This is a genomic window from Kangiella sp. TOML190 (assembly GCF_023706045.1).
Classification (GTDB): Bacteria; Pseudomonadota; Gammaproteobacteria; order Enterobacterales; family Kangiellaceae; genus Kangiella.
This window is the reverse complement of record NZ_BQYL01000001.1, coordinates 1,314,933-1,338,661: the sequence shown is the minus strand read 5'-3', so window position 1 is coordinate 1,338,661 and position 23,729 is coordinate 1,314,933. Positions and strand designations below refer to the sequence as shown.

Annotated in this window: 22 protein-coding genes and 1 pseudogene; 16 read left to right on the top strand and 7 right to left on the bottom strand. The window is 41.9% G+C overall.

Annotation, left to right across the window (positions count from 1 at the left end; translation table 11 throughout):
• Positions 1-10 precede the first annotated feature (10 nt).
• Positions 11-841: pseudogene (locus NFS34_RS06550) on the bottom strand (Dam family site-specific DNA-(adenine-N6)-methyltransferase).
• A gap of 153 nt (positions 842-994) precedes the next feature.
• On the opposite strand from NFS34_RS06550, the gene NFS34_RS06545 reads away from it, so the two are divergent.
• Positions 995-1,600: an alpha/beta family hydrolase gene (locus NFS34_RS06545; RefSeq protein ID WP_251359137.1), complete on the top strand. Its 606-nt coding sequence runs from the start codon at positions 995-997 to the stop codon at positions 1,598-1,600.
• A 186-nt stretch (positions 1,601-1,786) separates the two neighbouring features.
• Positions 1,787-2,332, top strand: coding sequence for a hypothetical protein (locus NFS34_RS06540; RefSeq protein ID WP_251359136.1), 546 nt, complete (start codon positions 1,787-1,789; stop codon positions 2,330-2,332).
• A gap of 2 nt (positions 2,333-2,334) precedes the next feature.
• Here NFS34_RS06540 and bioD read toward each other — a convergent pair whose 3' ends face one another.
• Positions 2,335-3,045, bottom strand: a complete 711-nt coding sequence (gene bioD, locus NFS34_RS06535) for a dethiobiotin synthase (protein WP_251359135.1) — start codon at positions 3,043-3,045, stop codon at positions 2,335-2,337.
• A 169-nt stretch (positions 3,046-3,214) separates the two neighbouring features.
• On the opposite strand from bioD, the gene NFS34_RS06530 reads away from it, so the two are divergent.
• Entirely contained in the window at positions 3,215-3,937 is a 723-nt protein-coding gene (locus NFS34_RS06530; RefSeq protein WP_251359134.1) for a hypothetical protein, read from the top strand.
• Positions 3,938-3,952: 15 nt separating this feature from the next.
• Here the strand turns inward: NFS34_RS06530 and bioC are convergent, their stop codons facing one another.
• The 4 genes from bioC to bioB are packed head-to-tail and all read right to left on the bottom strand — an operon-like array spanning position 3,953 to position 7,868.
• On the bottom strand, positions 3,953-4,783 hold the full coding sequence (gene bioC, locus NFS34_RS06525; protein ID WP_251359133.1) for a malonyl-ACP O-methyltransferase BioC: 831 nt from the start codon (positions 4,781-4,783) through the stop codon (positions 3,953-3,955).
• 6 nt (positions 4,784-4,789) lie between these two features.
• The gene (gene bioH, locus NFS34_RS06520; RefSeq protein WP_251359132.1) at positions 4,790-5,578 is read right to left on the bottom strand and encodes a pimeloyl-ACP methyl ester esterase BioH; all 789 of its coding nucleotides are present in this window, start codon (positions 5,576-5,578) and stop codon (positions 4,790-4,792) included.
• Complete coding sequence (bioF, locus tag NFS34_RS06515) at positions 5,575-6,750, bottom strand: 8-amino-7-oxononanoate synthase (protein WP_251359131.1); 1,176 nt, start codon at positions 6,748-6,750, stop codon at positions 5,575-5,577. The genes bioH and bioF overlap by 4 nt, the downstream gene beginning before the upstream one ends.
• 59 nt (positions 6,751-6,809) lie before the next feature.
• On the bottom strand, positions 6,810-7,868 hold the full coding sequence (gene bioB, locus NFS34_RS06510) for a biotin synthase BioB (RefSeq protein WP_309296426.1): 1,059 nt from the start codon (positions 7,866-7,868) through the stop codon (positions 6,810-6,812).
• Positions 7,869-7,989: 121 nt separating this feature from the next.
• Between bioB and NFS34_RS06505 the strand changes: the two genes are divergently transcribed.
• The 6 genes from NFS34_RS06505 (at position 7,990) to NFS34_RS06480 (ending at position 16,661) form a co-directional block, all read left to right on the top strand.
• The gene (locus tag NFS34_RS06505) at positions 7,990-8,712 is read left to right on the top strand and encodes a ComF family protein (RefSeq protein ID WP_251359130.1); all 723 of its coding nucleotides are present in this window, start codon (positions 7,990-7,992) and stop codon (positions 8,710-8,712) included.
• Positions 8,713-8,752: 40 nt separating this feature from the next.
• Positions 8,753-9,259 carry a YcxB family protein gene (locus NFS34_RS06500; protein ID WP_251359129.1) on the top strand — a complete coding sequence of 169 codons (507 nt, stop codon included), beginning with the start codon at positions 8,753-8,755 and terminating at the stop codon, positions 9,257-9,259.
• On the top strand, positions 9,256-10,383 hold the full coding sequence (locus tag NFS34_RS06495) for a serine hydrolase (RefSeq protein WP_251359128.1): 1,128 nt from the start codon (positions 9,256-9,258) through the stop codon (positions 10,381-10,383). Before NFS34_RS06500 ends, NFS34_RS06495 begins: the two co-directional genes overlap by 4 nt.
• Before the next feature lie 95 nt (positions 10,384-10,478).
• Entirely contained in the window at positions 10,479-11,810 is a 1,332-nt protein-coding gene (locus NFS34_RS06490; RefSeq protein ID WP_251359127.1) for an MATE family efflux transporter, read from the top strand.
• Between the two features lie 346 nt (positions 11,811-12,156).
• Positions 12,157-16,389, top strand: a complete 4,233-nt coding sequence (locus NFS34_RS06485; RefSeq protein ID WP_251359126.1) for an RHS repeat-associated core domain-containing protein — start codon at positions 12,157-12,159, stop codon at positions 16,387-16,389.
• Positions 16,386-16,661: a hypothetical protein gene (locus NFS34_RS06480; protein WP_251359125.1), complete on the top strand. Its 276-nt coding sequence runs from the start codon at positions 16,386-16,388 to the stop codon at positions 16,659-16,661. Before NFS34_RS06485 ends, NFS34_RS06480 begins: the two co-directional genes overlap by 4 nt.
• A 217-nt stretch (positions 16,662-16,878) precedes the next feature.
• Here NFS34_RS06480 and NFS34_RS06475 read toward each other — a convergent pair whose 3' ends face one another.
• Entirely contained in the window at positions 16,879-17,850 is a 972-nt protein-coding gene (locus tag NFS34_RS06475; protein WP_251359124.1) for a hypothetical protein, read from the bottom strand.
• 39 nt (positions 17,851-17,889) lie between these two features.
• Here NFS34_RS06475 and NFS34_RS06470 point away from each other — a divergent pair, with 39 nt between their 5' ends.
• The 7 genes from NFS34_RS06470 to NFS34_RS06440 all read left to right on the top strand — a co-directional run bounded on the left by NFS34_RS06470 (position 17,890) and on the right by NFS34_RS06440 (position 23,729).
• Entirely contained in the window at positions 17,890-18,189 is a 300-nt protein-coding gene (locus NFS34_RS06470; RefSeq protein WP_251359123.1) for a hypothetical protein, read from the top strand.
• A 211-nt stretch (positions 18,190-18,400) separates the two neighbouring features.
• Positions 18,401-19,942 carry a DDE-type integrase/transposase/recombinase gene (locus tag NFS34_RS06465; RefSeq protein WP_251359122.1) on the top strand — a complete coding sequence of 514 codons (1,542 nt, stop codon included), beginning with the start codon at positions 18,401-18,403 and terminating at the stop codon, positions 19,940-19,942.
• Positions 19,939-20,679: an ATP-binding protein gene (locus NFS34_RS06460; RefSeq protein ID WP_251359121.1), complete on the top strand. Its 741-nt coding sequence runs from the start codon at positions 19,939-19,941 to the stop codon at positions 20,677-20,679. The genes NFS34_RS06465 and NFS34_RS06460 overlap by 4 nt, the downstream gene beginning before the upstream one ends.
• Before the next feature lie 11 nt (positions 20,680-20,690).
• The gene (locus NFS34_RS06455) at positions 20,691-21,434 is read left to right on the top strand and encodes a hypothetical protein (RefSeq protein WP_251359120.1); all 744 of its coding nucleotides are present in this window, start codon (positions 20,691-20,693) and stop codon (positions 21,432-21,434) included.
• Positions 21,427-22,236 (top strand): hypothetical protein, encoded by an 810-nt coding sequence (locus NFS34_RS06450; RefSeq protein ID WP_251359119.1) that lies wholly within the window; start codon positions 21,427-21,429, stop codon positions 22,234-22,236. Before NFS34_RS06455 ends, NFS34_RS06450 begins: the two co-directional genes overlap by 8 nt.
• Positions 22,237-22,242: 6 nt before the next feature.
• Positions 22,243-23,181, top strand: coding sequence for a tyrosine-type recombinase/integrase (locus NFS34_RS06445; protein ID WP_251359118.1), 939 nt, complete (start codon positions 22,243-22,245; stop codon positions 23,179-23,181).
• 122 nt (positions 23,182-23,303) lie between these two features.
• A complete protein-coding gene (locus tag NFS34_RS06440; RefSeq protein WP_251359117.1) occupies positions 23,304-23,729 on the top strand; it encodes a hypothetical protein in 426 nt (141 codons plus the stop codon).

The window sequence follows — 23,729 nt, the reverse complement described above, 5'->3', positions numbered from 1 at the left end:
TAGCCGCAGTTTAATCTAAATAACTCGCAATCAACTCCTTGGCTTTACTGCGATTACCGCCATCACAAGAAATAAAGCGTTGCACCTCAAACTTGCGGATCTTATCGGCATTTTTATAAATTTCCCGAGCAACCAAAGTATCGTGATTGGAAATAACCGTTTGCACCCCTTTTTTACGCGCTTCTTCTGCTAAGAAACCTAACTGAACTTGCTGATCGTAGCTAAAACCTTGTTTGGCATAGTTGGTAAAATTAGAAGTCAAGCTGCGTGGCAAATAGGGAGGATCACAATAGATCACATGGCCATTGCGGGCGTTATTAAAGGTTTTGTCAAAACCTTGGCAACGAAACTCGGCCTTTTTTGATTTCTGGTAAAAGAACTCCATTTCTTTGGCTGGGAAATAGGGTTTCAAATAACGACCAAAAGGTACATTAAAACCACCGGCTCGATTATAGCGACATAAGCCATTGTAGCCATGACGATTGAAATACAAAAACAAGGCCGAACGCTCCCAACCTACGGACAATTGATTGAAGTGCTCTCATAGTTGGTAGTAGCGCTTTTCATTATTATTTTTCGCTACAAAATACTGGCTGCAATAATCAATAAACCGATCTTGACCTTTTTTTAAATCGTTAAACAGATTGATCAGATCCGGATTAATATCGGTCAACAAATAACGTTCGTAATCTGCGTTAAGAAAGACTACGCCCGAGCCTACAAAAGGTTCGATCAGCTTTTTACCGCTTGGTAAAGCATTTAATACTTTCGGCAATACACGGTATTTACCGCCAGCCCACTTTAGAAATGGTCTTTTATAATCGTTTGCTTTAGCGCTCAACTTTTTACTGTTCGCCACTTCCGCATTCGATTTATGTTGTTGGGCTTTTTGGATAGTCAAAATATCTTAGTTATACTAACGCAGTTAAAATTACTTAGCTGGAGCTAGTGTAACAAAACCGATCAGGATTAAAAGCCATAAACTGGATATCAGATGAAAAAAGCTAACTTTATATTTGCTCATGGCGCTGGGGCTGACAGTCAGTCTGAATTTATGACGACTCTGGCAAAGCTTATTCGTTGCCAGCAACTGAACGTCATTAGATTCGACTTTCCTTATATGCAACGCCGCCAGTTCACAGGCAAAAAATCACCACCCGATCGAATGGATAAGCTGCAAAATGCTTTTATCGAGCAGATAGAAACTATCAAGGCTGACACTAATGGCGAGCAGATTTTTATTGGTGGCAAATCCATGGGTGGTCGAGTGGCGACCATGATAGCCGATCAAGTATCAGTAGCTGGCGTTGTTTGCTTTGGTTACCCTTTTCACCCACCCGGTAAGCCAGAAAAATTACGCACCGAACATTTACAAACCCTGCAAACCCCTTGCTTAATTCTACAAGGTGAACGAGATACCTTTGGCAAAGTTGACGAAGTTTCAACTTATGGCTTAGCGCCAAGCATTGATGTGCGTTGGTTTAAAGATGCCAATCATAGCTTGGAAACTTTAAAGCGCTCCGAAATAAGCACCGAACAAAGCTGGCAATTAGCGGCCAATCAAGCGCAAAATTTTATGCTTGAACAGCTAAATGCTTAGCTTGTATGTGCTGCTTAAAACGAAACCGTACGATGTGAGCCTAATTACGGGTAAAGGCAAAGGCCCCAATAATCTATCTAGTCTAATCCAATTAGTCTTATACAGAACCTTTACACTTCTTGATTGATATTTTTATTAATTAGTATCAAGATTAGGTGATAGGACTTTTAACCCAAGCGAACTTGTATGAGTGTTACCATGAACAAAACCATCAAATCTTTAATCAAATGTGTTTTCTTGCTCGCCAGCGTGGCTGTGATCAGCGGTTGCCCAAACGAAGAAATGCAAGCTAACAACGAACAAACGCCAAAAGCCAGCAATAAGATCCCGAAAGAAAAGCACTCAAACCAAGATACTCGAAACATCGGCAAAGATCCGCAACGGATCGCCCCTGCTGGTGACAACAGCAAAGTTAGCCAAGCGACGTTAAAGCAACAGTACAGTAGTTTGATGGAGCTGATTGCTGACAAGAGTTGCGATAGCGACAGTCATTGTCGAGCATTACCTGTGGGCTCGCGCGCTTGTGGCGGACCAGATGGCTACGAAGCCTATTCCACTAAAAACACCAATCTGCAAGCGATTAACCAGTTAGCACAAGAGTATGCTGCTGCTCGCAATCGCTACAATCAAGAAAATCAAATGGCCAGTATTTGTTCGATAGAGTTAAAACCGAACGTTTCTTGTATTAGTAACCAGTGCCAAAAACAATCGGGTCGCCAGATGATCCAATAACGCTAAAATAAAAGCCTCAGCTTTTCAAGATCCAGTTGAGAAGCTGACTGCTGATAACCAATTTCCGCTAACAAAGGTGCTGGTAAATTAGTTTTCAGCCAAGTTAAATTTTCATCGTAATAAGCCATTTGGGGGTCAAGTTGATTTGCAACCCAGCCGACAACCTTTAACCCACTAGCTTCTACCGCTTGATAAGTAAGTTGTGCATGATTCAAGCAGCCCAATTTCATGCCGACTACCAGGATAACCGACAGTTCTAATTCGGCGACCCAATCGGCATAAGTTTCAGTTTGATTCAGCGGTGTTAACCAGCCGCCCGCACCTTCGATTAAACACAAATCAGCAGCATCAAATTGAGTCTTATGGGCAAAGAAATATTCCGATAACTGAGCAACGCTCAACGCTTGTCCTAACCGCTGAGCAGCGATATGAGGCGCAATCGGCTCAGCAAAACGAATGGGATTCACCACTTCATAAGCCAAAGTTCCTTGGTTTGCTAAATAAAGTGCACGCGCATCCGAGTTGATCAAACCTTCATGATGCAACTCATCCGTTTCCGGCTCGCGAATTTGACCATTTTGGCTATCAGAAGCAATCGGTTTTAAGCCCACTACCTTATGCCCTTGGACGCGCAAAGCACGGATCAGCAAGGCGGTAACGTAGGTTTTACCCACTTCAGTATCGGTGCCTGTGATAAAATAGGTTTTAGTCATAATGTGCGCTAAGTGGTTATTTTTCTGGCCAAAAAAGGTATTATGACATTAAGATAGGGTATATTTAAGTAGCATTTATTGGTATAACTTTAAAAAGATTACAAAAAAGTTAACCATTTTAATAATATCGGCTGATAACAACAGCCAATGATTACAAGCTTTGCGTACTATGGAATCTGCATCGAATTTTTTGGCCAACAACGTTCTAACGCTCGGAATATTAATTATTCTAGGTCTAGTTATTGCCGTCGTTTACGCTGCGCTGAAGCACGCTCTGGTAAGACAATTGGAATCAAAAATCAGCCAGTTGAATAACGTCTTACAAGAAAACACCCAAAACATTGCGCAAAAGCAAAAACTGCTGGAAGCAAAAACCGAAGCGCACGATGAACTTAAAACGTCATTACAAGACTTATCTGCGCGTCATCAAGATCTGCGTCATGAATTTAACGACACCGCCCAAAAACTCAGTAAAGTTTCTAGCAATTATGAGCAGGTGCAAAAAGACTATTTGACTTCCGTTCAGACCATCGCTGATAACCAAAGAGAGTATGAGCTGGATAAGCAGTCACGCCAAAATCAGTTCGACAAACAACTGCTGGAAGTTCGCCAGGAAGCCGAGAATAAGATTGATAATTTCCAAGAAAACTATCGCGCTGAATTTGAGCACCTCAAAAAAAGCCACAAGCGCTTAGTACAGGCAAACCAGACCATGAGCAAGAATGTGGATAATTTGCGCAGCGAGCGTGACTTTTATCGCACTGAGTTCCAAACCTTGCGTAACTTCTTACACGACTCTCAGGTAGGTAAAGCCAAGAAGTTAGTCGAAGAGCACGATATCAATTTTGAGAAGAATAAAAAAGTCGTCAAACTGTCGAATAAAGACTCTTAGAACTCTTTTATTAAATTACAGTTCGATCCCGTATTGATGGTATTCAAGAGGAATAGACTCGCGTCCAAACGCATGGCCGTAGATCAATTCGTAAGTCGCCGGTAACTCACCATTATCCAATCTAAACTGCTGATAATGCTTCTCTAGTTGCTTCAAAGCACGCGGACTGGTAAGCCCTGATTTTCGCTGTTTATCAATATTATGAGCGCCAATGTTTTTCAAATCGCGCATCAGCTCAATGGCTTTATCATAGCCAATAATCACAGCTTCACTATCCACCACCGGATCAAGCAAAGCCGCATTTAACATAGCATCGCCAAGGTGATGCATATCAATAAAATCGTTGACGTGCTTATGCTCATCAACCGCCTGCCAGCTGCTTTTCAACTCATGCAAAGTATCAGGGCCGAGCGAAGTAAAAAGCAACAAACCATTAGGTTTTAACACTCGATGTAATTCTTTAAACAAGAGATCCAGTTTATCTATCCACTGAAAGGTCAGATTAGAAAACACCAGATCTTGACTATTTTCAGCCAAGGGCAAGCTCAAAGCATCGGCACAAATATAATCTTCATTGCTCGATTGGGCGCGACTGAAATCAACCATCCCTTGCGCAATATCAATTCCAGAAACCTTAGCTTCCGGGTATCGCTTTGCCAATAAGCGGCTGCAATAGCCAGTACCGCAGCCAATATCCAAAATAGCCGATGGTTGTAGTTTGAAGAAATCGAGCCGCTCTAACAAACGTTCGCCAGCGATACGCTGAAAAAATGCCGCAGCATCGTAGCTTTTAGCTGCTTTGGTAAAAGAGTTGGCGATATCGGCTTGTTCGATTTGATTAACCATAGATTATTATTGGTTTAAAAAGTGAATTAGATCTTGAGTAAACTCAGCGCGATTAGTCAAAAATGGCGCATGACTGGCTTTAGGGTAAACCTTAAAGCTGCTTTGTGGATCTATATCCTGAATGGCTTGCGCCGCTTTATTCGGCACCAGCGTGTCCAAGCGCCCATATAAGCGCAGGCGTGGCATGGTTAACCTCGCCAACCCTTGCCGCAAATCCACATCACTCAACATATTAAGACCATCACGCAAAGCTTTAGTCGCCGGCGTGCCATGCACAAACACCGTGTCTTTGAGCAGTCTTATGTCTTCCTTTTGGGTTTCGCTACCCATCGCTTGGATCGCCAGAAAGCGAATAATGGTACCTTGATAATCTTCTTCTAAAAAACGACAAAATGAATCCATAATGTTGGGTTTCATACCACAAGGCCAATCCTCGCTCTGCACAAATTTAGGACTCGAAGCCACCGTGATCAGCTTGGCTACTCTATCCGCTTGAGTCAAAGCGATATTGGTTGCCACCACACCGCCGAGCGACCAGCCGAGATAATGAGCTTTGGCGGGGGCAACTTTTAGCACTTGCTCCGTCAAAAGCTCTAGATCGTAATCGCCGCTGGGGATCGGCGAGCGACCAAAACCCGGCAAATCAATCAAGTGTACTCGACAATGCTTGGTGAGCTCGTCCAACAGTAGGTTCCATATTCCTGAATGCAAACCCCAGCCATGCAGCAACACCAGATCTTCTGCATCCGCTTTTTTGCTGTTATGAGTTTCAAGGTAAGGTTGTATCGAACTCAAGCTAACACCTCTTGTGAACAATTTGTTAAAGCCGTTTTTAAAGCGACGACTAGCTGCTCAATCTGAGCTTGGCTATGCTCTGCCGATAAAGTTATGCGTAGTCGTGCTTGGTTGGCCGGCACCGTAGGCGGCCGGATCGCCACCGCTAAAATATGCTGAGCTTTTAATGCTGCCGCGACTGTCACAGCTACTTGATTGCGACCTAGCAATACTGGCTGGATTGGCGTATCCGAAGCCATAAGCGGCACCCCTGCTTCAGATGCTAAAGCTTTAAAGTTAGCAATATTTTTTTGAAGTTGTTCGCGCCGCTCGTTTTCGGCTTGCACTAAACGCAGCCCCATCCGATTGGCGGCGGCAACAGCCGGCGGCATCGCCGTGGTATAAATATAACTGCGGGCAAATTGAAGCAAAGACTCGATCAACAGCGCAGAGCCTGCCACAAAAGCACCAAATCCACCAAGCGCCTTGCCTAAAGTTGCCATATAAATATCGCAGCTGTTTTGCGATAGTCCAAAATGCTCGAGACTGCCACGAGCATTTTCGCCTAAAACACCAAAGCCGTGCGCATCGTCAACCATCAACTGCGCTTTATAAGCATCTTTTAGAGTAATCATTTCTGTAAGCGGCGCCAAATCACCATCCATGCTAAAAACGCCATCGGTCACCATCAATTTACTATCGGCACTTTGCTGCAACTGACGCTGCAACGAGGCCATATCGTTATGGGCATAACGTAGCATTTTGGCACTGCAGGCAAGGCCACCATCAATTAACGAAGCATGATTAAGCTTATCTTGAATAATCAGATCGTTTTTATCGAACAGACTGGTTAACACGCCCAAATTAGCCATAAAGCCGGTGGAAAATAACAAGGCTTTTTCCGTACCCAGAAATTCAGCTAATTCTTCTTCCAGCACATGATGCTCATGGCTATGGCCAATGATTAAATGCGAAGCGCCGCTCCCGACACCATATTTTTTACTGGCATCGGTTACTGCCTCAATCATTTTCGGATGATTGGCTAAGCCCAAATAGTCATTACTGCTAAAGTTGAGCAAACGCTCACCATTAACCTTAATTTCAGCCGCCTGCGGGCTATCGAGGGTTAAACGGCCACGCATCAGATCGTGCATTTGCCGCGCCTGCAAGCGCTGTTGCAATTTAGTCCACATTGATTTCACTAAGCTTTTTACATTGAGTTTAGATTAAACTTGCTTTGAACAAAGCTAGCTTAGACTTGGGTCGCATCGTAAAAAATTTCTTTTTTCGGCGGAAGCTTATGGCTGGTAGTGGCTTGAATAGGTTCTTGAACTTCAAGCTCAGCGCCTTCGGGTTTAATGCCTAACTGCTTAAAGAGCTGCATATCCGCTTGTGCTTCAGGATTCGCCGTGGTCAGCAGTTTCTCTCCGTAGAAAATCGAATTAGCGCCCGCGGCATAGCATAAAGTTTGTGTTTCCTTATTCATATCCTCGCGACCCGCCGATAAACGAACATAAGATTTCGGCATCACAATTCGGGCAGTGGCAATCATCCGCACAAAATCGATCGACTCCAATTTTTCCACTTCACCCAACGGAGTTCCTTCTACCGCCACCAACATATTAATCGGTACCGACTGGGGATGTTCTGGCATATTCGCCAATTGCTGAATTAAGCCATACCGATCGTGAGTCTGTTCGCCCATACCAATAATGCCACCCGAGCAAACATTAATCCCCGCGTCGCGCACATTTTGCAACGTATCTAAACGGTTTTTATAGGTGCGAGTGGTAATAATTTGTTGATAATATTCTGGCGAAGTATCAAGGTTATGATTGTAGTAATCTAAACCCGCTTCGGCTAGCTGTCCTGCCTGCTCATCGGTTAGCATACCTAACGTCACACAAGTCTCTAAACCCAAAGATTTCACCTGTTTGACCATTTCCAGCACTACATTGAGATCCTTTTCCCGCGGCGAGCGCCATGCAGCGCCCATACAAAAACGAGTCGCGCCATTTTTCTTGGCTTGCTCTGCTTTAGTCACCACCTCTTCCACCGCCATCAACTGCTCTTTAGAAAGTCCCGTATTGTAATGACCCGATTGAGGACAATAAGCGCAATCTTCTGGGCAAGCACCGGTTTTGATACTTAGCAAGGTACTGGTTTGTACTTCATTCGGGTTGAAGTGTTGGCGATGAATGCTTTGTGCCGCAAACAATAAATCGTTAAACGGCTGATTGTAGATCGCCTCGATTTCAGCCAGTGTCCAATCATTGCGGATTTGGCCGCTGTTTAAAATATCCAAATTCATCGCCGCATCGACTTTCGCTGTTGCTTGATTGCTCATTGCTGATTTTGCCTTTATGATAAATTTTTATGGTCAAAGACGACCTTCAGTTAACTTAAAACTTGTTAACCAAAAAAAAGGATTTATGGTTTACCAGCGATTTTACCGTGTTTTACGCCGTTCAGCCAATAGAATTATGGCTGGTCATGCCTGCGCTTTTTGCCAGCAGGACTGTGCAATCTATGCGGCCAGCACGATTTGCTCTAGCTGCCGAGAAGCACTTATTCGCCAAGGTTATTACTGCTACCAGTGTGGCTATACACTAACATCCAACAGCGTCCAGTTTTGCGGCGCCTGTTTAAAAAAACCAAAGCAATATCAAAGACTTATCGCTGCTTGTGATTATGAGTTTCCGGTCGATAAAGCAATTTCGGAGATTAAATTCAACCGTCAATGGCATTTGGCTCGCGCCTTAAGCTATTTATTGCTCGAAAAGATAACGCAAGCTTATCAAGACTCTTCGGCGCCGGATTTGCTGATCCCAATCCCTCTGCATCGCAAGCGACTGTCCGAGCGAGGTTTTAACCAAGCCGAACTGATCGCCAAGCGGCTTGCAAAAAGATTACAGTTGCCGATGGACAATAAAAGCCTCATTCGGATAAAAAATACCCCGCACCAGATTGGCCTGAAAGCGGCCCAGCGTCGTAAAAACCTGAAAGGCGCTTTTGTCGCTCAATCCAATCTGCCTACCCATATTGCACTCATCGACGATGTGGTCACCACCAGTTCTACCATTAGTGAAGCCACTAAAGCCTGCTTAACACAAGGCGCAGAACAAGTGGATATTTGGTGCTTGGCAAAAACTTAGGTAGCATATTTAAAAAATTATAATACACGGTAACAACAATATGGAACTGACAATCATAAATACCACTGATACTTGGGAACTATTTCAAAAGGGATCTGTTGAATACCTCGCCCACAAAAAGCCGCTTTGGATAAAGCTTATTACTCAAGTTTCTTATTGGGCTATCGCCATTTTCGTAGCATTAGCTATTTTCAAAAACCCTTTGCAATTAGATCTTAAAACAGTGGTGTGGACCTCTAGTATTTTTATCCTCTTTTTAATAGTTATCGCTATCGAATCTAAAAACCAGCAAAGCTCAGCCTTACCAAACGAAAATAGTACCTTTTTGGGAGAAATAAAATATAAGCTTGATGAACGCGGTATTTACTCGTCAAACCATGTTGCCAAGAGCTTTGTTGCTTGGAAAGCTGTAACCGATATCTACGAAAACGATAAAGCAATTTTAGTGCACCTAGACACTTTTAAAGCCTATATTTTTCCTAAAGATCAGCTAGATAAACCTGAAGACCTTTTAACTTTTTTAACATCAAATCTAACGCCTCAATGAAAAAAACAATAATAATTCTTTTTTTAGCTCCACTCCTTTTTATTCTTGGCTTATTGGTTTCTGGGCATGGTTATATTCTTACCGCCATTTCGCGCACCTATCTGGTAGGCAATAGCACTGCCAATATAAACGATCACCAGCAGTTCGAGACACGCTTAATTAAAGCTGGGCAAACGCAAGCTTGGGCGACTAGCCGCGATTTCCCCAAAGCTTTGCCGCCAGAGCTAACCAGTTACCTTGAAAAGCATAATGCTATTGCTTTTTTAGTGCTGCATAAAGGCCAATTGCTCAGCGAACAATACTTTAAGGGTTATGACCAAACCAACAAAACCAATTCTTTTTCCATGGCAAAGACCCTAGTGACCTTGCTGCTTGGCGAAGCAATTGAAGAGGGTTATATCGAGAATTTGCAGCAACCAATCACCGATTTTTTGCCTGAATTTAACAAGGACCCAAATGGTAAATTGGTCAGCATTGGTTCGCTGTCGACCATGACTTCGGGCTATGAATGGGATGAGCATTATTACAGCCCTTTTAGCCCAACCGTTGAATTGTTTTATGGCGATGATGTAGAAAGTTTCCTGCTTGCTGGCCACTTTAGTTCAAAGCCTGAGGAAACTTTTTATTATTCCAGCGCTTCTACCCAATTGCTGGGCATTATTCTCGATCGTGCTTTAAAGCAAAAAAATCCTGAAATGACTCTATCTCGCTACTTAAGCGAAAAATTCTGGCAACCTTTAGGCATGAATGCGGATGCGCTATGGCACCTTGATGCTCAAGGTATGGAGCTGGCTTATTGTTGTGTTAATACTAACGCGCGTAACTTTGCTAAATTTGGCCAGTTGATGCTACAAAATGGTCGTTGGCAAGGCCAACAGTTAATTGTTCCCTTCTTTGTCCAGATGATGAGTCAGCCCTATAAAGTTGACAGTTATGGCTACTCGACATGGATTAACCAGAACCATTCCCCTAAGTATCACGCTTTTAGAGGACACCTTGGGCAGCGTATCATTATCGTTCCAGAGCAAGAGTTAGTCATTGTTCGTTTAGGCGAAAGTCGCGGCGATGATATTGTCGGTGCAGAATCTTTATACATAAAACAGGCTTTAAGTCTGCTCGAATAAAGTATTTCGCGGGCTTTACAAACATTTGCTCGCTCGCCAAATAATAACTGTTACAATGCACTGTGCTAGCTGAATTAACATAACTGGAATCGCCTTTGCTCGATAAAAACCGTTCACAACAAGTGCTGCAAATCTCCCTACCGATCGTCGGCGGCATGATTTCGCAAAACGTGTTAAATCTGGTGGACGCAGCAATGGTTGGCACCCAAGGTTCGGCAGCCATTGCGGCCATTGGCTTAGCCGGCTTTATCAATTTTATGGCAGTGGCCTTTTTTATGGGTTTTGCTGCCGGCGTCCAGTCGATGGTCGCCCGTCGCATGGGCCAAGGGCGTGAATCAGAGGCGGCTTTCCCGCTCAATGGCGCAATCATGATGATGAGTATTGCCGCCATTCCCTTAAGCATCATTCTGTTTTTCCTAGCACCAGAAATATTAAGCTTTCTCAACGACGATCCCGAATTATTACAAGAAGGCGTGCCCTACCTGCAAGCGCGCTTTGCAGGAATCTGGGCGATTGGTCTTAATTTTAGTTATCGCGGCTATTGGAGCGCGATTAAGAGAACCGAATTTTATTTGCGCACCCTTTTGGTGATGCATGCCTTTAATATTTTCCTAAATTACTGCCTGATTTTTGGTAATTTTGGCTTTCCAGAGCTAGGCACACTAGGCGCCGGTATTGGTACTTCTGTATCCCTGACTTTAGGCACTTTTTATTACCATTATCTAGCGAAAAAACACACTTCCGATTACGGCTACTTAAAGCATTTGGCGCGCTGGGCAACGCTCAAGGACATTATTCGCATTTCGATCCCCTCTTCAATCCAGCAATTTTTCTTCGCGGCTGGTTTTACCGCCCTTTTCTGGATTATTGGTAAAGTCGGTACTGACGAATTAGCCGCTGCTAATGCCATCACCAACGTCATGCTCGTAGGCATTTTGCCCTGCATTGCCTTAGGTATTGGAGCCGCCACCTTAGTCGGCCAAGCTTTGGGCAGAAATGATCCTGAAGATGCCTATTTATGGGGTTGGGATGTTTCGAAAATGGCGGTGATGTTTGCCATTGGTTTAGGCATTATCTTCTACTTTTTTACCGATCCGATCATGGGCGTTTTCTTAAAAGAGCAAGCGGCGCTGGAAGCTGCCCATTGGCCATTCAAGCTCTCCGCCTTAGTGATAATTATTGATGCCATCGGCTTAGTATTTTTAAATGCCCTTAGCGGCGCAGGCTACACCAAACCGCCAATGTATGTCTCCTTTGTTACTCAATGGCTAATGTTCTTACCAGTCGCCTTTTATCTTGGGCCCATGATGGGCTACAGTTTTATGTTGATTTGGGTGGCCTATGGCGTCTATCGAGTTGTACAAACTGGCGCCTTCATTTGGCTCTGGCAAAAGCGCAGCTGGGTTCACGTTAGAATGGATTCTTAGTTTTCATTATCCTCAAGCTTTTTTGCCCGTCATTGCGAGGAGCAAGGCGACGTAGCAATCTCATGTTGAAAATTTGGAAGAATTACACAACTTCAATTCAGGGTCTTAGCGTATTTGCTAAATGAATCTTCCAATAAAACCGTTGCTTTAATCTTCTACGTAAATTCTATTTCGCCATTACCAAATGTAAAACTTTAATGCACATCTGACTTGTGTTTGAAATAAAACAAGTAGTTATTTAATGCAAATTTGCATCACGCTATAAAAAATCTTGACACCAAAATTTTTAGCTGTAGATATAAGCACTGATAAAAATTAAATCTAATTATGTAAAGGAAGTTGAAGGATGAAAGTCGCAAAATTTGCAACTTTAGTTGCGCTTATATACTCAAGTATAACTCTTTTATACACAGCCAATGCTGATGACTCACCACCACCTAACATTGTGACGACCATTGATACAAGGCAAACCTGCCCTTCTGGTACGATTCCAGTTATACAAAAGTCAAATTTAGTTTGTATTTATATTATAGATTTGTTTGACTTTGGTAGCGGAGGTTTTGCGGGGGGTGGCTCTGGCAGTGGTGGTGCTGGCGCACAACAGGGCGCAGAAGGTAATGATCAAGATTCCGATACGGATCAAGAATGTTCTGGTAATCCAATTTTAATCGGGACGGGCAATAAAGTTGAGTATGAAAATGATTATGTTGGTCGTGGTGAATTTCCATTAACAGTATCCAGAACCTACAATAATTTTTCTGATACTAATGGAATCTTTGGAGCCAAGTGGCAAAGTAATTTAAGTTACAAAATGACCACCGTGGGTAGCTTTGGTCCAGCAATGAAAATTATTGCTCATAGACCGGATGGTTCGGAACTTGAGTTTCACTATTTTGATCCCTCTTATTTTAGCGCTGAAGGGTTGTGGGTTGATAGACGAAATAATGTTAGTAATGGCTTTTCGCGTAATTCCGATGGCACTTGGACCTACAATACTGAATTTGGCTATATAGAAAAATACAGCAGCGATGGCCGCATTTTAAAAATCACCAACCCTGATGGAATAAGTCATAGCTACACATACAGCGGCACGACACTAACTAAAATAACCCATAGCTCAGGTCGCTATCTGACCTTAACTTGGTCAGGTGGTAAGTTAAGAAAAATCACTGATCCTGCGGGCAATCAATACCTCTACAATTATTCAGGCGCTTATCTATCCAGCGTGACCAAACCTGGCTCTCCAGCATTAACAAAAACCTATATCTATGGTGATAGCCGCTTCCCTGGAGCTTTAACCCAAATCAATATTAACGGCACCAAGTATGCCACCTTTAGCTACCATTCTAACGGTAAAGGCGCTTCTACAGCTCACTGGGCTTCAAACTCTGTACAGGTGGAAAAGCATTCCTTTAGTTATGGCTCAACCAATACCACCACCACTAATCCGTTAGGCCATAAGCAAACCTACAGATATGACGTTATCAACGGCGTTAAAAAGCTAAAAAGGGTCGATAGAATCGCAGCAACGGATTGTCCAGCAGCGAATCGCCAAGTAACTTACGACAACAACGGTATCGTCAAAAGTACATTTGACTGGAAAGGAGTAGAAACTCTGAGTAACTATGATAGTAACGGATTACTGCAGTCGCAAACCTATGCTAAAGGTACCGCTGAAGAAAGAACTACAACTTACACTTGGATTGCTAATGAAAATAGAATTTCAAGCATCCAAACGGCAGACTCGAAACTGGAGAATACTTATCATGCCAGCGGTCGTTTGGCTTCCGCAAAAACAACGAACCTTGCTAGTTATGGTACGGCAGGGGAAACTCGAACAATAACTTATACTTATACCAATTACTCTAACGGCATCATGTCGAAAATGGTCATTGATGGCCCAAGAACCGATGTAACCGATAAACTTACCTACAACTATGATAGTAAAGGAAATTTAACCACCATCGTCAATGCATTAGGACATACCACAACTTATAGTAACTATGATGTGCTTGGTAATCCGCGTCGAATGACGACGCCTAACGGTTTGATTGTTGATTATACTTACGATGCTCGCGGAAAAGTCCTTACCCAAAAAGTCCATCACCCCGCTGGAGTGCAAACCACCAGCTATCAATACAATGCGATGGGACAGGTGCTTCGCGTTAATTTACCTGACGGGAATTATCTGCGTAACCAATACGATCAAGCCTATCGATTAATTAAAACGCTCGATAGAAATAATGCTTACATCTATTATGCTCGCAATGCAAATAGCGATGTGGTTTCCAGACGCATTATTAAAGAAACCACACGCTGGACGCTTCCTCCCGGTTGCTGGGGTGGCGGTGGACCTATTGCAAAAGCAATTGCTCAATCAAGTCATATGCAAGCTTTCTATTATTGTGAGCCAGTGCAAGAAACAGTCTATGAAAACCAGAAAGTTGATTACTATAACTACGATGTTATGGGGCGTTTACAAAAAGCGATTGGTAATAATGGGCAGTCAACGGATTACGACTATGATAACAACAGCAATATTAAGTCGGTCAAAGATTCTTATGGTCGCGCAACCACCTATACCCATGATGGGTTAAACCGCGTTAAAACGGTTAAAGATCCGAACAATAAAATCACTCGCTATAGTTACGATGCTGGAGGGCGAGTTAAAACGGTTACCGATGCACGAGGTTTAACTACGACCTATAACTATTCTGGTTTTGGTGAGTTGGAGCAATTGAGCAGTCCTGATACCGGAGTCACAAACTACGATTATAATAAATCTGGTCAAGTAACTCGCATGACGCGCAATGATGGAGTGGTATCAAGCTTTAGCTACGATGCCTTGGGTCGGATTACCTCTGAAAACCACGGCGGCATGACAAAAACCTACGTTTACGATTCGGGCAGTTACCGCAAAGGCCGTTTGTATTACGTTAACGACCCTTCAGGGCAAACGGTGTATTCGTATGACAAGGTGGGCAATATTATTCAGAAACGCTCCAAGGTTAATGGCACCTATTACTACACTAAATACAGTTATGACGGCATGAACCGAGTCACCAGTGTGACCTATCCTTCAGGTAAAAAGGTGCTTTACAGCTACGACAATATGGGGCGCGTCTCGCAGGTTCGCTATCAAAACGGCTCAACCACCAGCAATGTCGCGACCAACCTAAAGTACCGCCCTTTTGGTCCTTTGAGTGAGATGACTCATGGCAATGGCGCTATTCGCCAAATTAGCCATGACTTGGATTACCGTCCAATGAGAATTACAACTAATGGAATACAAAATTTAATTTTTCAATTTGATAAAAACGACAATATTACCAAAATAACCAATGGCTACGTTTCAGCCAATACCCAAACCTACGGTTACGATACGGTGAATCGTTTAACGAGCTCTAATTCTACCAATGCTGGCCATCAGACTTATAATTATGATGCGGTTGGGAATCGCACCAAGCGTTATAAGAACGGTGCTTTGCAGGAGACTAATACTTATGCTCCAACCAGTAATAAGCTAACAAAAATTAACAGTAGCAGTATTACTTATAACAGCAATGGACAAACTCGCACCAAAGCTGGCGCGACTTTTAACTACAACGCTGAAAACCGTTTAAGCTCACACCTTAAAAGCGGCGTCACCACCAGCTTTAAGCATAATGCGCTGGGGCAAAGGGTTTATAAAAGAAAAGGTAATGATATTAATTACTATTTCTATGACGAAGCCGGTCAATTGATAGCAGAGTACGCTATCACTGGAAAAATTTGGAAAGAATATATTTATCTGCATGGCCAAGTGATTGGGTTTACCCGTAATGGCACCCTCTATCATGTACATAATGACCACCTAGGTCGTGCCGAGCGCATTACCAACTCAAGCAAAACCACCGTATGGAGAGCTAACAATAACGATTTTGATAGAGTCGTAACCACCAACTCAATTGGTGGATACAACCTCGGCTTCCCTGGACAATACTACGACCAAGAGACAGGCTTGTATTACAACTACTTTAGGGATTACGACCCAAGCACGGGGCGCTATATTCAATCTGATCCGATTGGGTTGGCTGCTGGGGTCAATACTTATGCATATGTTGGAGCTAATCCTGTAAATTGGTTTGATCCTTTTGGTTTATCAGCCTGTAGTTGTTCTGAGCAAACTAATAGTAACTCTCCAGATGGAAGTAAATGGGAACAGCGTCGTACAGGCCCTAATGGTCAAGACCAAATATACCGCTTTGGGAGATGGAATGATACGTGGGTAGGCGCAAGAGATCATGGGCAATTCTTTCAAGACTATGCCACAAACTATGGTCTTTCTTTAGCTGCCTCAGCTGGCGGCTCTGCTATTTATGGAAATGCATCTTCTGGTAATGGAAGTGTAAGAGGTTCTGCAAGAGCTGGAATTGCCGGCGCAGTTGCAGGTTTTACAGTAGGCTATGGGCATGCTGTAATTATGGATAATGCACAATTCATGAGTCAACGCTATACGCCTAATGAACTTAAAATCATTGACCAGCTAAACTCGCAATTTGTTAATTGCGTAAGAAGAGCTGTAGGAGCTTCCGAATGAATAAAAAGCAATGGTCAAAAATAAAATCGAAAGGTTATAAAAACTATCTAATACAAGCAGGTGTTATGAAACTGGGCGTGTTTGGAGGAATACCTTTTTTGACAATGTTCTATTTGGGAAAATTGAAGTATGAATTTTCAGATTTTGATTTTTCATATTTTGCAAGCGAGTACCTTATTTGGTTGCCTGTGTTTATTATTTTCGGAGTTATAATTGCGGCAGCCTCGTGGTATGACTTTGAAGGACGATACGGAGATAGAAATAAAAGTTAAGTAAAAAGCCTCTTCGGAGGCTTTTTTATTGGCTTAAAGTGGTAAATCTATGCCGTTTTGGGTGGTAAGCGTATTCCGATGAGGGTGGTAAAGGAGTTGCGTTTTGATGGTAAAGTTAGGGTGATATATACAATTGTATATATCGTTCTGTTTTACCAGTTACAACGGAAAACTGTTACCACCTCTATCGCTAAAGATTTACCACTTGCTAATGAAGTCAAGGAAGAATTAGAGGGATAATCGAATATTTAGAATTTAGTGGAATTTCAACTTGAGGATATGCCATCACCTCACAAACTAAGTCTTCAGTTTGGAGGTGGCTTAAGCTTGATATATTTTTGAAGATATTGATTAAAGTTTGTCGTTCTGGATTATTCGAAATGAGCCTACGATCTTGTAAATAATTTATAGTGAGCTTGCGAAGCTCGATCCAAGCATTGAACTGTTCGTAAGGTACATACCATCTTCCGGAAAATCGTTTTAGCTCATCAGGAATATCTCTTTCTTGAAGAAAGCGATCATTAATAGAGGTAATAATAAATTCTCTGAATTTGGGTTGTGAGAATGGTTCAAAGAAAAACAAATTACATATAACTTCGATAAGGCAGCCGTAATGCTTGCCGTATAGCCCAGCCGTTCCATGAAGTTCATCTTCAGCAATTAACAATAGAATTATATTTAATGATTCTATCGAACTCTCGTTTATTAACCATTCATGGATGTCTTTAAAATTGCCCTTAGCAGGTTTAAATCTTTTACTCTTGCCGGATAAGTGAAAAGAGTGTTCTTTGATTAATGTTGATTCCAGAAATAAATCAATAATTTCTTGTTGTTCTAAGTTCCTAGTTATCAGAAGCCAAAGAGGAAGATTGAATAAATAATCAGAATTAGGGACAAGTAATTTAGCCCTATCCATGACTATTTGTTTGGGAGAGTGTTTCCCTTCAAAATATTTAAAGACAAATGATGGAGTGGATGTTTCTTTGTTTACGTACTTGATGCTTTTAGGATCGGACAGCTTTCTTTGCAACCCGTTTTTAGTGACTTGAAGGAGCTCTTTTAGCATCTCAGCCCATAGCATCCGCTGATATTTGATGGTTTCTTTTGGATCAGCAAACGTGATTTTTTGGTTACCTGAAAAGCCAGGTAACCTTCTAACCTTTTGATTTTTCGTAATTACGGTATCCATTTCCTGTCTGACTGTGACCAGATAAGACACTCTACCACAATGGCTGTACGTTTTTTATACTGGAGTTTGATGTTAAAGAGGCAAATTGTTTTGAAAAAATCACTTACCGCTAGCGAAATCGAAAAAGACTTGATTGAACTTCATGGGTACCTGATTGGTAACGAAGATTTGTCTCTATTGCTAGGGTTCAAAACTATGAGTGCGTTTCGACAAGCGCTTTGCCGTAAGAAGATTCCGATTGAGATTTTTACGATCGAGAATCGACGTGGGAAGTTTGCCTTAGCAAAAGATGTGGCCGAGTGGCTGTTAGAACAAAAAGGAAATAGTCAAATGACTTAGAGAGTCCAGAAAAGAGAAAAGCCGCTTTGATTAGTGGTCAATGCGGCTATTCGAAGTTGTCTTAGCTCAGAGCCCAGACACTTTCATCTTCTCATTTCAAAAGTTGACTGTCAATTGAGTGACGGTCGCTCCTCACCCCTTATAAATTAAATTTGTAGCATCGAGTTATGCATTGTCGCATTCGCTGTTATCTAGTTATGGAATTATTTTTATGAAAAAAAGTTTTTTCAATACTCGAAAAATGATTAGGTTGATTGATACCACTAATCTTTCAAACCGAAAAATTGCATTAGAAGTTGAGAAAACACATCCTACGGTATCCAAATACCGTAGGATAATGATTAGCAACAAGCTTACTTGGGATGAACTAAAGAATAAAAATGATGATGCCATAAATGCTATTTTTAATAATACTCGGGGGCGCGATGAATCCAAGCGTTTACCACATTTCGAGCACCTTATAAAAGAAATTCCTAAAAAGGGAGCTACTTACCAAATCCACTGGGAGGAATACTATGAAGTCGATCCCGCAACAGCTTACGGAAAAACCAGATTCATAGAGCTCTGTCATGAGTACGAAGATAAACATGACATTACTATGACTATTCGGCGATACCCTGGTGAAATTATCAATGTTGATTTTGCTGGATTACGAATTCCGTATAAAGACAAGTCAACAGGCAAGCAAAAAAGAGCTCACATTTTTGTTGCTGCTTGTGGGGTGTCTCAATTATTGTTTATAGCAGTTTGCGTTAGCCAGCAAAAAAGCGAACTGATTGATGCACTAAATAAAATGATCGTTTTTTACGGAGGTGTCAGTCAAGTTGTCATTTCGGACAATTTAAAAGCAGCCGTTGATAAAGCTAAAGGGAAGAATCCGGCAGTTATTAATCGGCATTACGACGATTGGGCAGAGCACAACGGAACACATGCAAGCACTAGCCGAGCAGCTACTCCACAAGATAATGCTGTGGCTGAAGCTGGAGTAAATAGAGTTACTTGCCGAATTCTTTATAAACTTAGAAGCATGTCATTTAACTGCTTGGAAGATATTGAATCGGCGGCATTACTGCTTTTAGAAGAAATCAATAATGAGCCTTTTAAAGGTGGCGAATGTCGAAGGGAAATATTTGAGAAAGTGGATAAGCCAGCATTGAGCACAACACCTGAGCAATTATATGAATTCTATGAATGGCTGCCACCCCGAAAAGTACCTCGTAAATTCATGCTAAATGTTGAGGGTCATTTATATTCCGTTCCCTACAAATTGAAAGATGAGCATGTTGAAACTAAGTACAACCATAAAAGAGTTAAATTCATTCACAAAGGGATAGAGGTCGCAACTCATAAGCGTAGTTTTGTTAAAGGTGATTTTTCGATGACAAAAGAACACCAGCCTCTCAACTATCAAATATACGGCTATACAAAACAAGACTACCTTGAATGGGCTTCAACGATAAGTAAGTCCGTCATAAGGGTGGTTAATAAGCACTTTGAGGGTTACGAAGATTATTCAAAAATTCCCAGGGATGCTTGTAGCTATTTGCGAAAACTTTATGAACACAAAAACACTGATAAAGAACTATTTGTAGAAGCTTGCAAATACGCTTTAGATAGACCTCGTCCATTATTTTTCACTAATATCGAACGTCTCATGAAGACCCAACCTTGGGTCAAGAAACATAAATACGGCCATATAAAAAAGTATGAGGATACTCGTATCCAAAATATACAAGGAGGATATATCCAATGAATCTTGGTGATGTGAAACCTAGATTAACAAAGTTAAAAATGTCTGCTGCGCTTGAGGAGCTTGAGTCGCTAGCAAGAAGTCCTGATTTTAGGCAGATGACGCCCTTTGAAATATTGCATCAGGTGCTTGAGGCTGAAGATGTGTATAGAACAAAAAAGCGATTTGAGAACAATTTAAAAAGATCCAAAATCAAGTACCTTACGGCAAATAGTGAAAATATCATTTTCGACAATCGCCGCAGTCTTGATCGAAGTACCCTTCTTTCTCTTGCTTCTTGTGAATGGTTCAAAATGCACAGAAACATCATTGTGACAGGGCTGACTGGTGTTGGAAAAACCTACATAGCTTCGTGGCTTGGAATTGAGGCTGTCAAGAAGGAGATAAAAGTCATCTTCAAACGCTTTCATCGGCTGATGGAAGAAATCGAGCAGTTCTTGGACGAAGGCGAAATGCCTAAATATCGAGCAAGTCTTGCGCGCTTTAAGATTCTCATAATCGATGACTTCGGCTTAGCAGAGTTTTCGGCGCCTGCGAGACAAGAGTTCCTGGAAATCATTGAGGACAAAGCAGACACAGGCTCAATTATTGTGACGACTCAAATGCCTGTAGATCGTATTAAATGGGTGGAATACCTGGGAGCCGATAAAACGGCAGACTCGATTTACGACCGACTGGCCGGAAAAAGAGAAATCATAGACATTCACGGCGAATCCATGCGCCGGGAAACCAAACACTAAAGGAGGCAATAGTGATGATTTATAACAGCGAAACGGGAAACAGTTCTTACACTCCCATGTTGTGGGAAACAGATGATATTTTCTCCAATCAGGTTGCAGCATCAAGGAATGATGCGGTAGTGGCAAAGGAGTATATTGAAGAGCAACACTTTGCTTTAGCAAAAGACTTTGATGCACAGGACAAGCTGACCGCAATCAACTTGTCACATTACGGGCTGATAAACCAATTCCAACTGGGATTTGGAGATAGTTCTTTTATTGACTCACTTTCAAAAGACTGCTCGGGAGAAAAAGATTCGCTAAGACGACTAAGATTAATCGACAGCTTTGATAAGGGAATATTTGATGGATTCATCATCTTCCCACTTTATAACGGGATCTATTACATTCCCGTAGGAGCTTACGGCTATATATTAAACCCAAAAGAAGGTTATGAGCCAGACTTAGTGCGATTTTGGAATAAAGAAGCGGCTGGCATTTTTAACATGAGTGCCGTCAATGCTTTCTCTGACTTGGTAGTTTGCCAAAGCCCTATTACGGCGTGCCAATTAATTGAGCGCGGCATTGAGAACGTCGTAGCTGTTCGAGGAAACGGCGATATCGCGAAACAGTTCTATGAAATGTTTAAGCATTTGCCTACCCAGTCTGTGCGTTTAATCTCAGAGGGTGATCGCTACGGCCTACACTGGAAGGAGCAAATCTCTGAGGCGATGCGCTGGTTAAACATCGAATGCAACGATTTCTTCGATGCTTAAAACTGTCGATATGGCGCAGGGGTTACCGCCTTGTGTCTATAGTAATGTTGAGCTCGATAACCGTGCGGTGTCTGAGGTCATTGATTATTACAGCTTAGTATTTTCCGAGCATGAAGCTGGGCAGAAATATTTGTCTAAGCGAGGCATTAAGGACATTGAACTTATCAGTCGACTTCAGATTGGCTTCTGTGACCGAAGTTTAGGTCATCAATTACAACAACTGACTTTTATGGAAGAGCAAGCTAAGCGAGGTGCTTTACAACGTGTTGGTTTACTGAAAAGCTCTGGGCATGAATTCTTAAGAGGCGCTTTGGTATTCCCTTTTTTTAATGAAGATGGGAAAGTTATATCCGCTTATGGACGCCGAATTACACCAAAGCTGCGGTCGGGCTCTTACTATTTTTTGCATTGGTACAAACATCAAGAAGCTGTCTTTTTTAATCACGAAGCTTTATCGAAGCAAAACGAAATCATACTCTGCAAGAACCCCATAGAGGCTTTAATCTGGCTTTCTCATGGCTTTGACAATGCCATTGGTTTGATGGGTTGTCAGTCATATTGCTCGCAGCATGTCGATATGCTGAAATACAATGGTGTCAGCAAAGTGCTGATTGCTTATGGGACTTCTCGTGAAGAGCTTGTTTATGCTCGAAAGGCTAATCTTTTGAATATTAAAGCTGGGCTAGAAACTCGAATGCTAGTGCTGCCCGATGCAATGGATGCTTCTGGTTATGCCATGTCGGTCGATAACCCCATTAAGGGACTCACTAAAGCTTACATGCAGCCATATATACTGGATTAATTAAATATGGATTTTCCAGATAACACTTATAATTTGCTCGATATACTCCCTTTTTATCTGGAAGATAGAGCCGCTATAGGGTTATCAGATAGTACCGTCGCGACGAAAGAACGATTGGTTCGTAAATTTGTCACCTGGTGCGCAAAAGAAGGTATTCATGATATTAAGGATTTGAACATCAATGTTCTGGAAGGGTTTCGAAGACACCGTCATAAATACCGTAAATCTGATGGTAAGCCACTTCAACTATCGACATTGGCGCAAGAGCTGATGGCCGTAATAGACTTTATGAAGTTTCTCGATTATTACGATTTGTTGGAGTCTGATTTTTATAAGAAGTTTAGGTTACCTAAAGTTGGCAAGAGCTTACCAAAAGATATTCCAGAACACGAAGAAGTTGAAATCATCTTTCATCAAACTCAAACAACGGGTTATATGAGGTTGCGAGATGAAGCCATACTAAAGACTTTCTATTCTGGCGGTATGAGGCGCCAGGAACTGGCTAATCTCAATATTAGCAATATCAATGCTAAGCGTAAGACATTAACTATTATTAAAGGTAAAGGCTCCATGGATAGAGTCGTCCCCATCTCTAATAGTGCGCTTGCGGCTATAGCTAGATACTTAGAAGAATTAAGGCCAAGGTTGGCGAATATCAGCTCTGGTGATGCTTTGTTCTTGAGTAAGTATGGCAAGCGGTTATGCCCTTCATCAATAACTACATTGGGAGGAAAATACGTTAGCCGCTCAGGAATTGGCAAAAAAGGAGCGTGTCATATCTTTAGGCATGCCAGTGCTACCGAGCTTATTAGAAATGACGCCAAATTACCCTATGTTCAAGAATACTTAGGCCATCTCGATATAAACAGCACGGTGATTTACACCCACGTAACCATTAATGATTTGAGCAAGGCTTATCATGAGTGTCACCCTGCAAATAAATAGCGGTTTAATGCAAATATGCAATTACAAGTCAGAAAATTGTGTGATAGAGTTCACAAGTTATTGTGCAATAAACATACTAAAGGCACAAATAGTAATGGAGTTATAGGAGCTAAGAAGGAACATTGATTACGAATACCTCAATCCCAACCGACAATATCTACAAATTTTATGCAATTTTTGGCCTAGCCATAATCATTACATGCGTGATTTCTTTTCTAAATATCTATAACAGCTACAACGAAAAAGCTTATGAGCGATTCATCGAGCTTAAGGTCTTAGAAGCGATTGACGAAATCAACCCACGGCAAGCCGCCGAAAAGCAACTTTATGAAATTCAAAATAAAGTAGAGAAAGAAAATAAAGATTTTTACATGAAGTGTATAGGTTTTTTGATGGGCTTAGGGCTTTTTATGATGCTTTATGGCTTCTATTACTGGGAGACCAAAGTTCAACCTAGGCTGGATAAACTAATTGAGCAAAGCTCTTCTCATAAAAAACGTATGAAAATCAAACATAATCGCACAAAGCATAACTATTTAAAAAATTAA

Bases quoted from the DNA above. Each gene is read 5' to 3' on its own strand.
- NFS34_RS06475 (WP_251359124.1), bottom strand. From the start codon at position 17,850: ATGGATACCGTAATTACGAAAAATCAAAAGGTTAGAAGGTTACCTGGC.
- bioD (WP_251359135.1), bottom strand. From the start codon at position 3,045: ATGACTAAAACCTATTTTATCACAGGCACCGATACTGAAGTGGGTAAA.
- NFS34_RS06445 (WP_251359118.1), top strand. From the start codon at position 22,243: ATGGATTTTCCAGATAACACTTATAATTTGCTCGATATACTCCCTTTT.
- bioB (WP_309296426.1), bottom strand. From the start codon at position 7,868: ATGAATTTGGATATTTTAAACAGCGGCCAAATCCGCAATGATTGGACA.
- NFS34_RS06480 (WP_251359125.1), top strand. From the start codon at position 16,386: ATGAATAAAAAGCAATGGTCAAAAATAAAATCGAAAGGTTATAAAAAC.
- NFS34_RS06485 (WP_251359126.1), top strand. From the start codon at position 12,157: ATGAAAGTCGCAAAATTTGCAACTTTAGTTGCGCTTATATACTCAAGT.
- NFS34_RS06495 (WP_251359128.1), top strand. From the start codon at position 9,256: ATGAAAAAAACAATAATAATTCTTTTTTTAGCTCCACTCCTTTTTATT.
- NFS34_RS06450 (WP_251359119.1), top strand. From the start codon at position 21,427: ATGCTTAAAACTGTCGATATGGCGCAGGGGTTACCGCCTTGTGTCTAT.
- NFS34_RS06460 (WP_251359121.1), top strand. From the start codon at position 19,939: ATGAATCTTGGTGATGTGAAACCTAGATTAACAAAGTTAAAAATGTCT.
- NFS34_RS06470 (WP_251359123.1), top strand. From the start codon at position 17,890: ATGGCTGTACGTTTTTTATACTGGAGTTTGATGTTAAAGAGGCAAATT.
- NFS34_RS06500 (WP_251359129.1), top strand. From the start codon at position 8,753: ATGGAACTGACAATCATAAATACCACTGATACTTGGGAACTATTTCAA.
- NFS34_RS06505 (WP_251359130.1), top strand. From the start codon at position 7,990: ATGGTTTACCAGCGATTTTACCGTGTTTTACGCCGTTCAGCCAATAGA.
- NFS34_RS06540 (WP_251359136.1), top strand. From the start codon at position 1,787: ATGAGTGTTACCATGAACAAAACCATCAAATCTTTAATCAAATGTGTT.
- bioF (WP_251359131.1), bottom strand. From the start codon at position 6,750: ATGTGGACTAAATTGCAACAGCGCTTGCAGGCGCGGCAAATGCACGAT.
- NFS34_RS06530 (WP_251359134.1), top strand. From the start codon at position 3,215: ATGGAATCTGCATCGAATTTTTTGGCCAACAACGTTCTAACGCTCGGA.
- NFS34_RS06465 (WP_251359122.1), top strand. From the start codon at position 18,401: ATGAAAAAAAGTTTTTTCAATACTCGAAAAATGATTAGGTTGATTGAT.
- bioC (WP_251359133.1), bottom strand. From the start codon at position 4,783: ATGGTTAATCAAATCGAACAAGCCGATATCGCCAACTCTTTTACCAAA.
- NFS34_RS06545 (WP_251359137.1), top strand. From the start codon at position 995: ATGAAAAAAGCTAACTTTATATTTGCTCATGGCGCTGGGGCTGACAGT.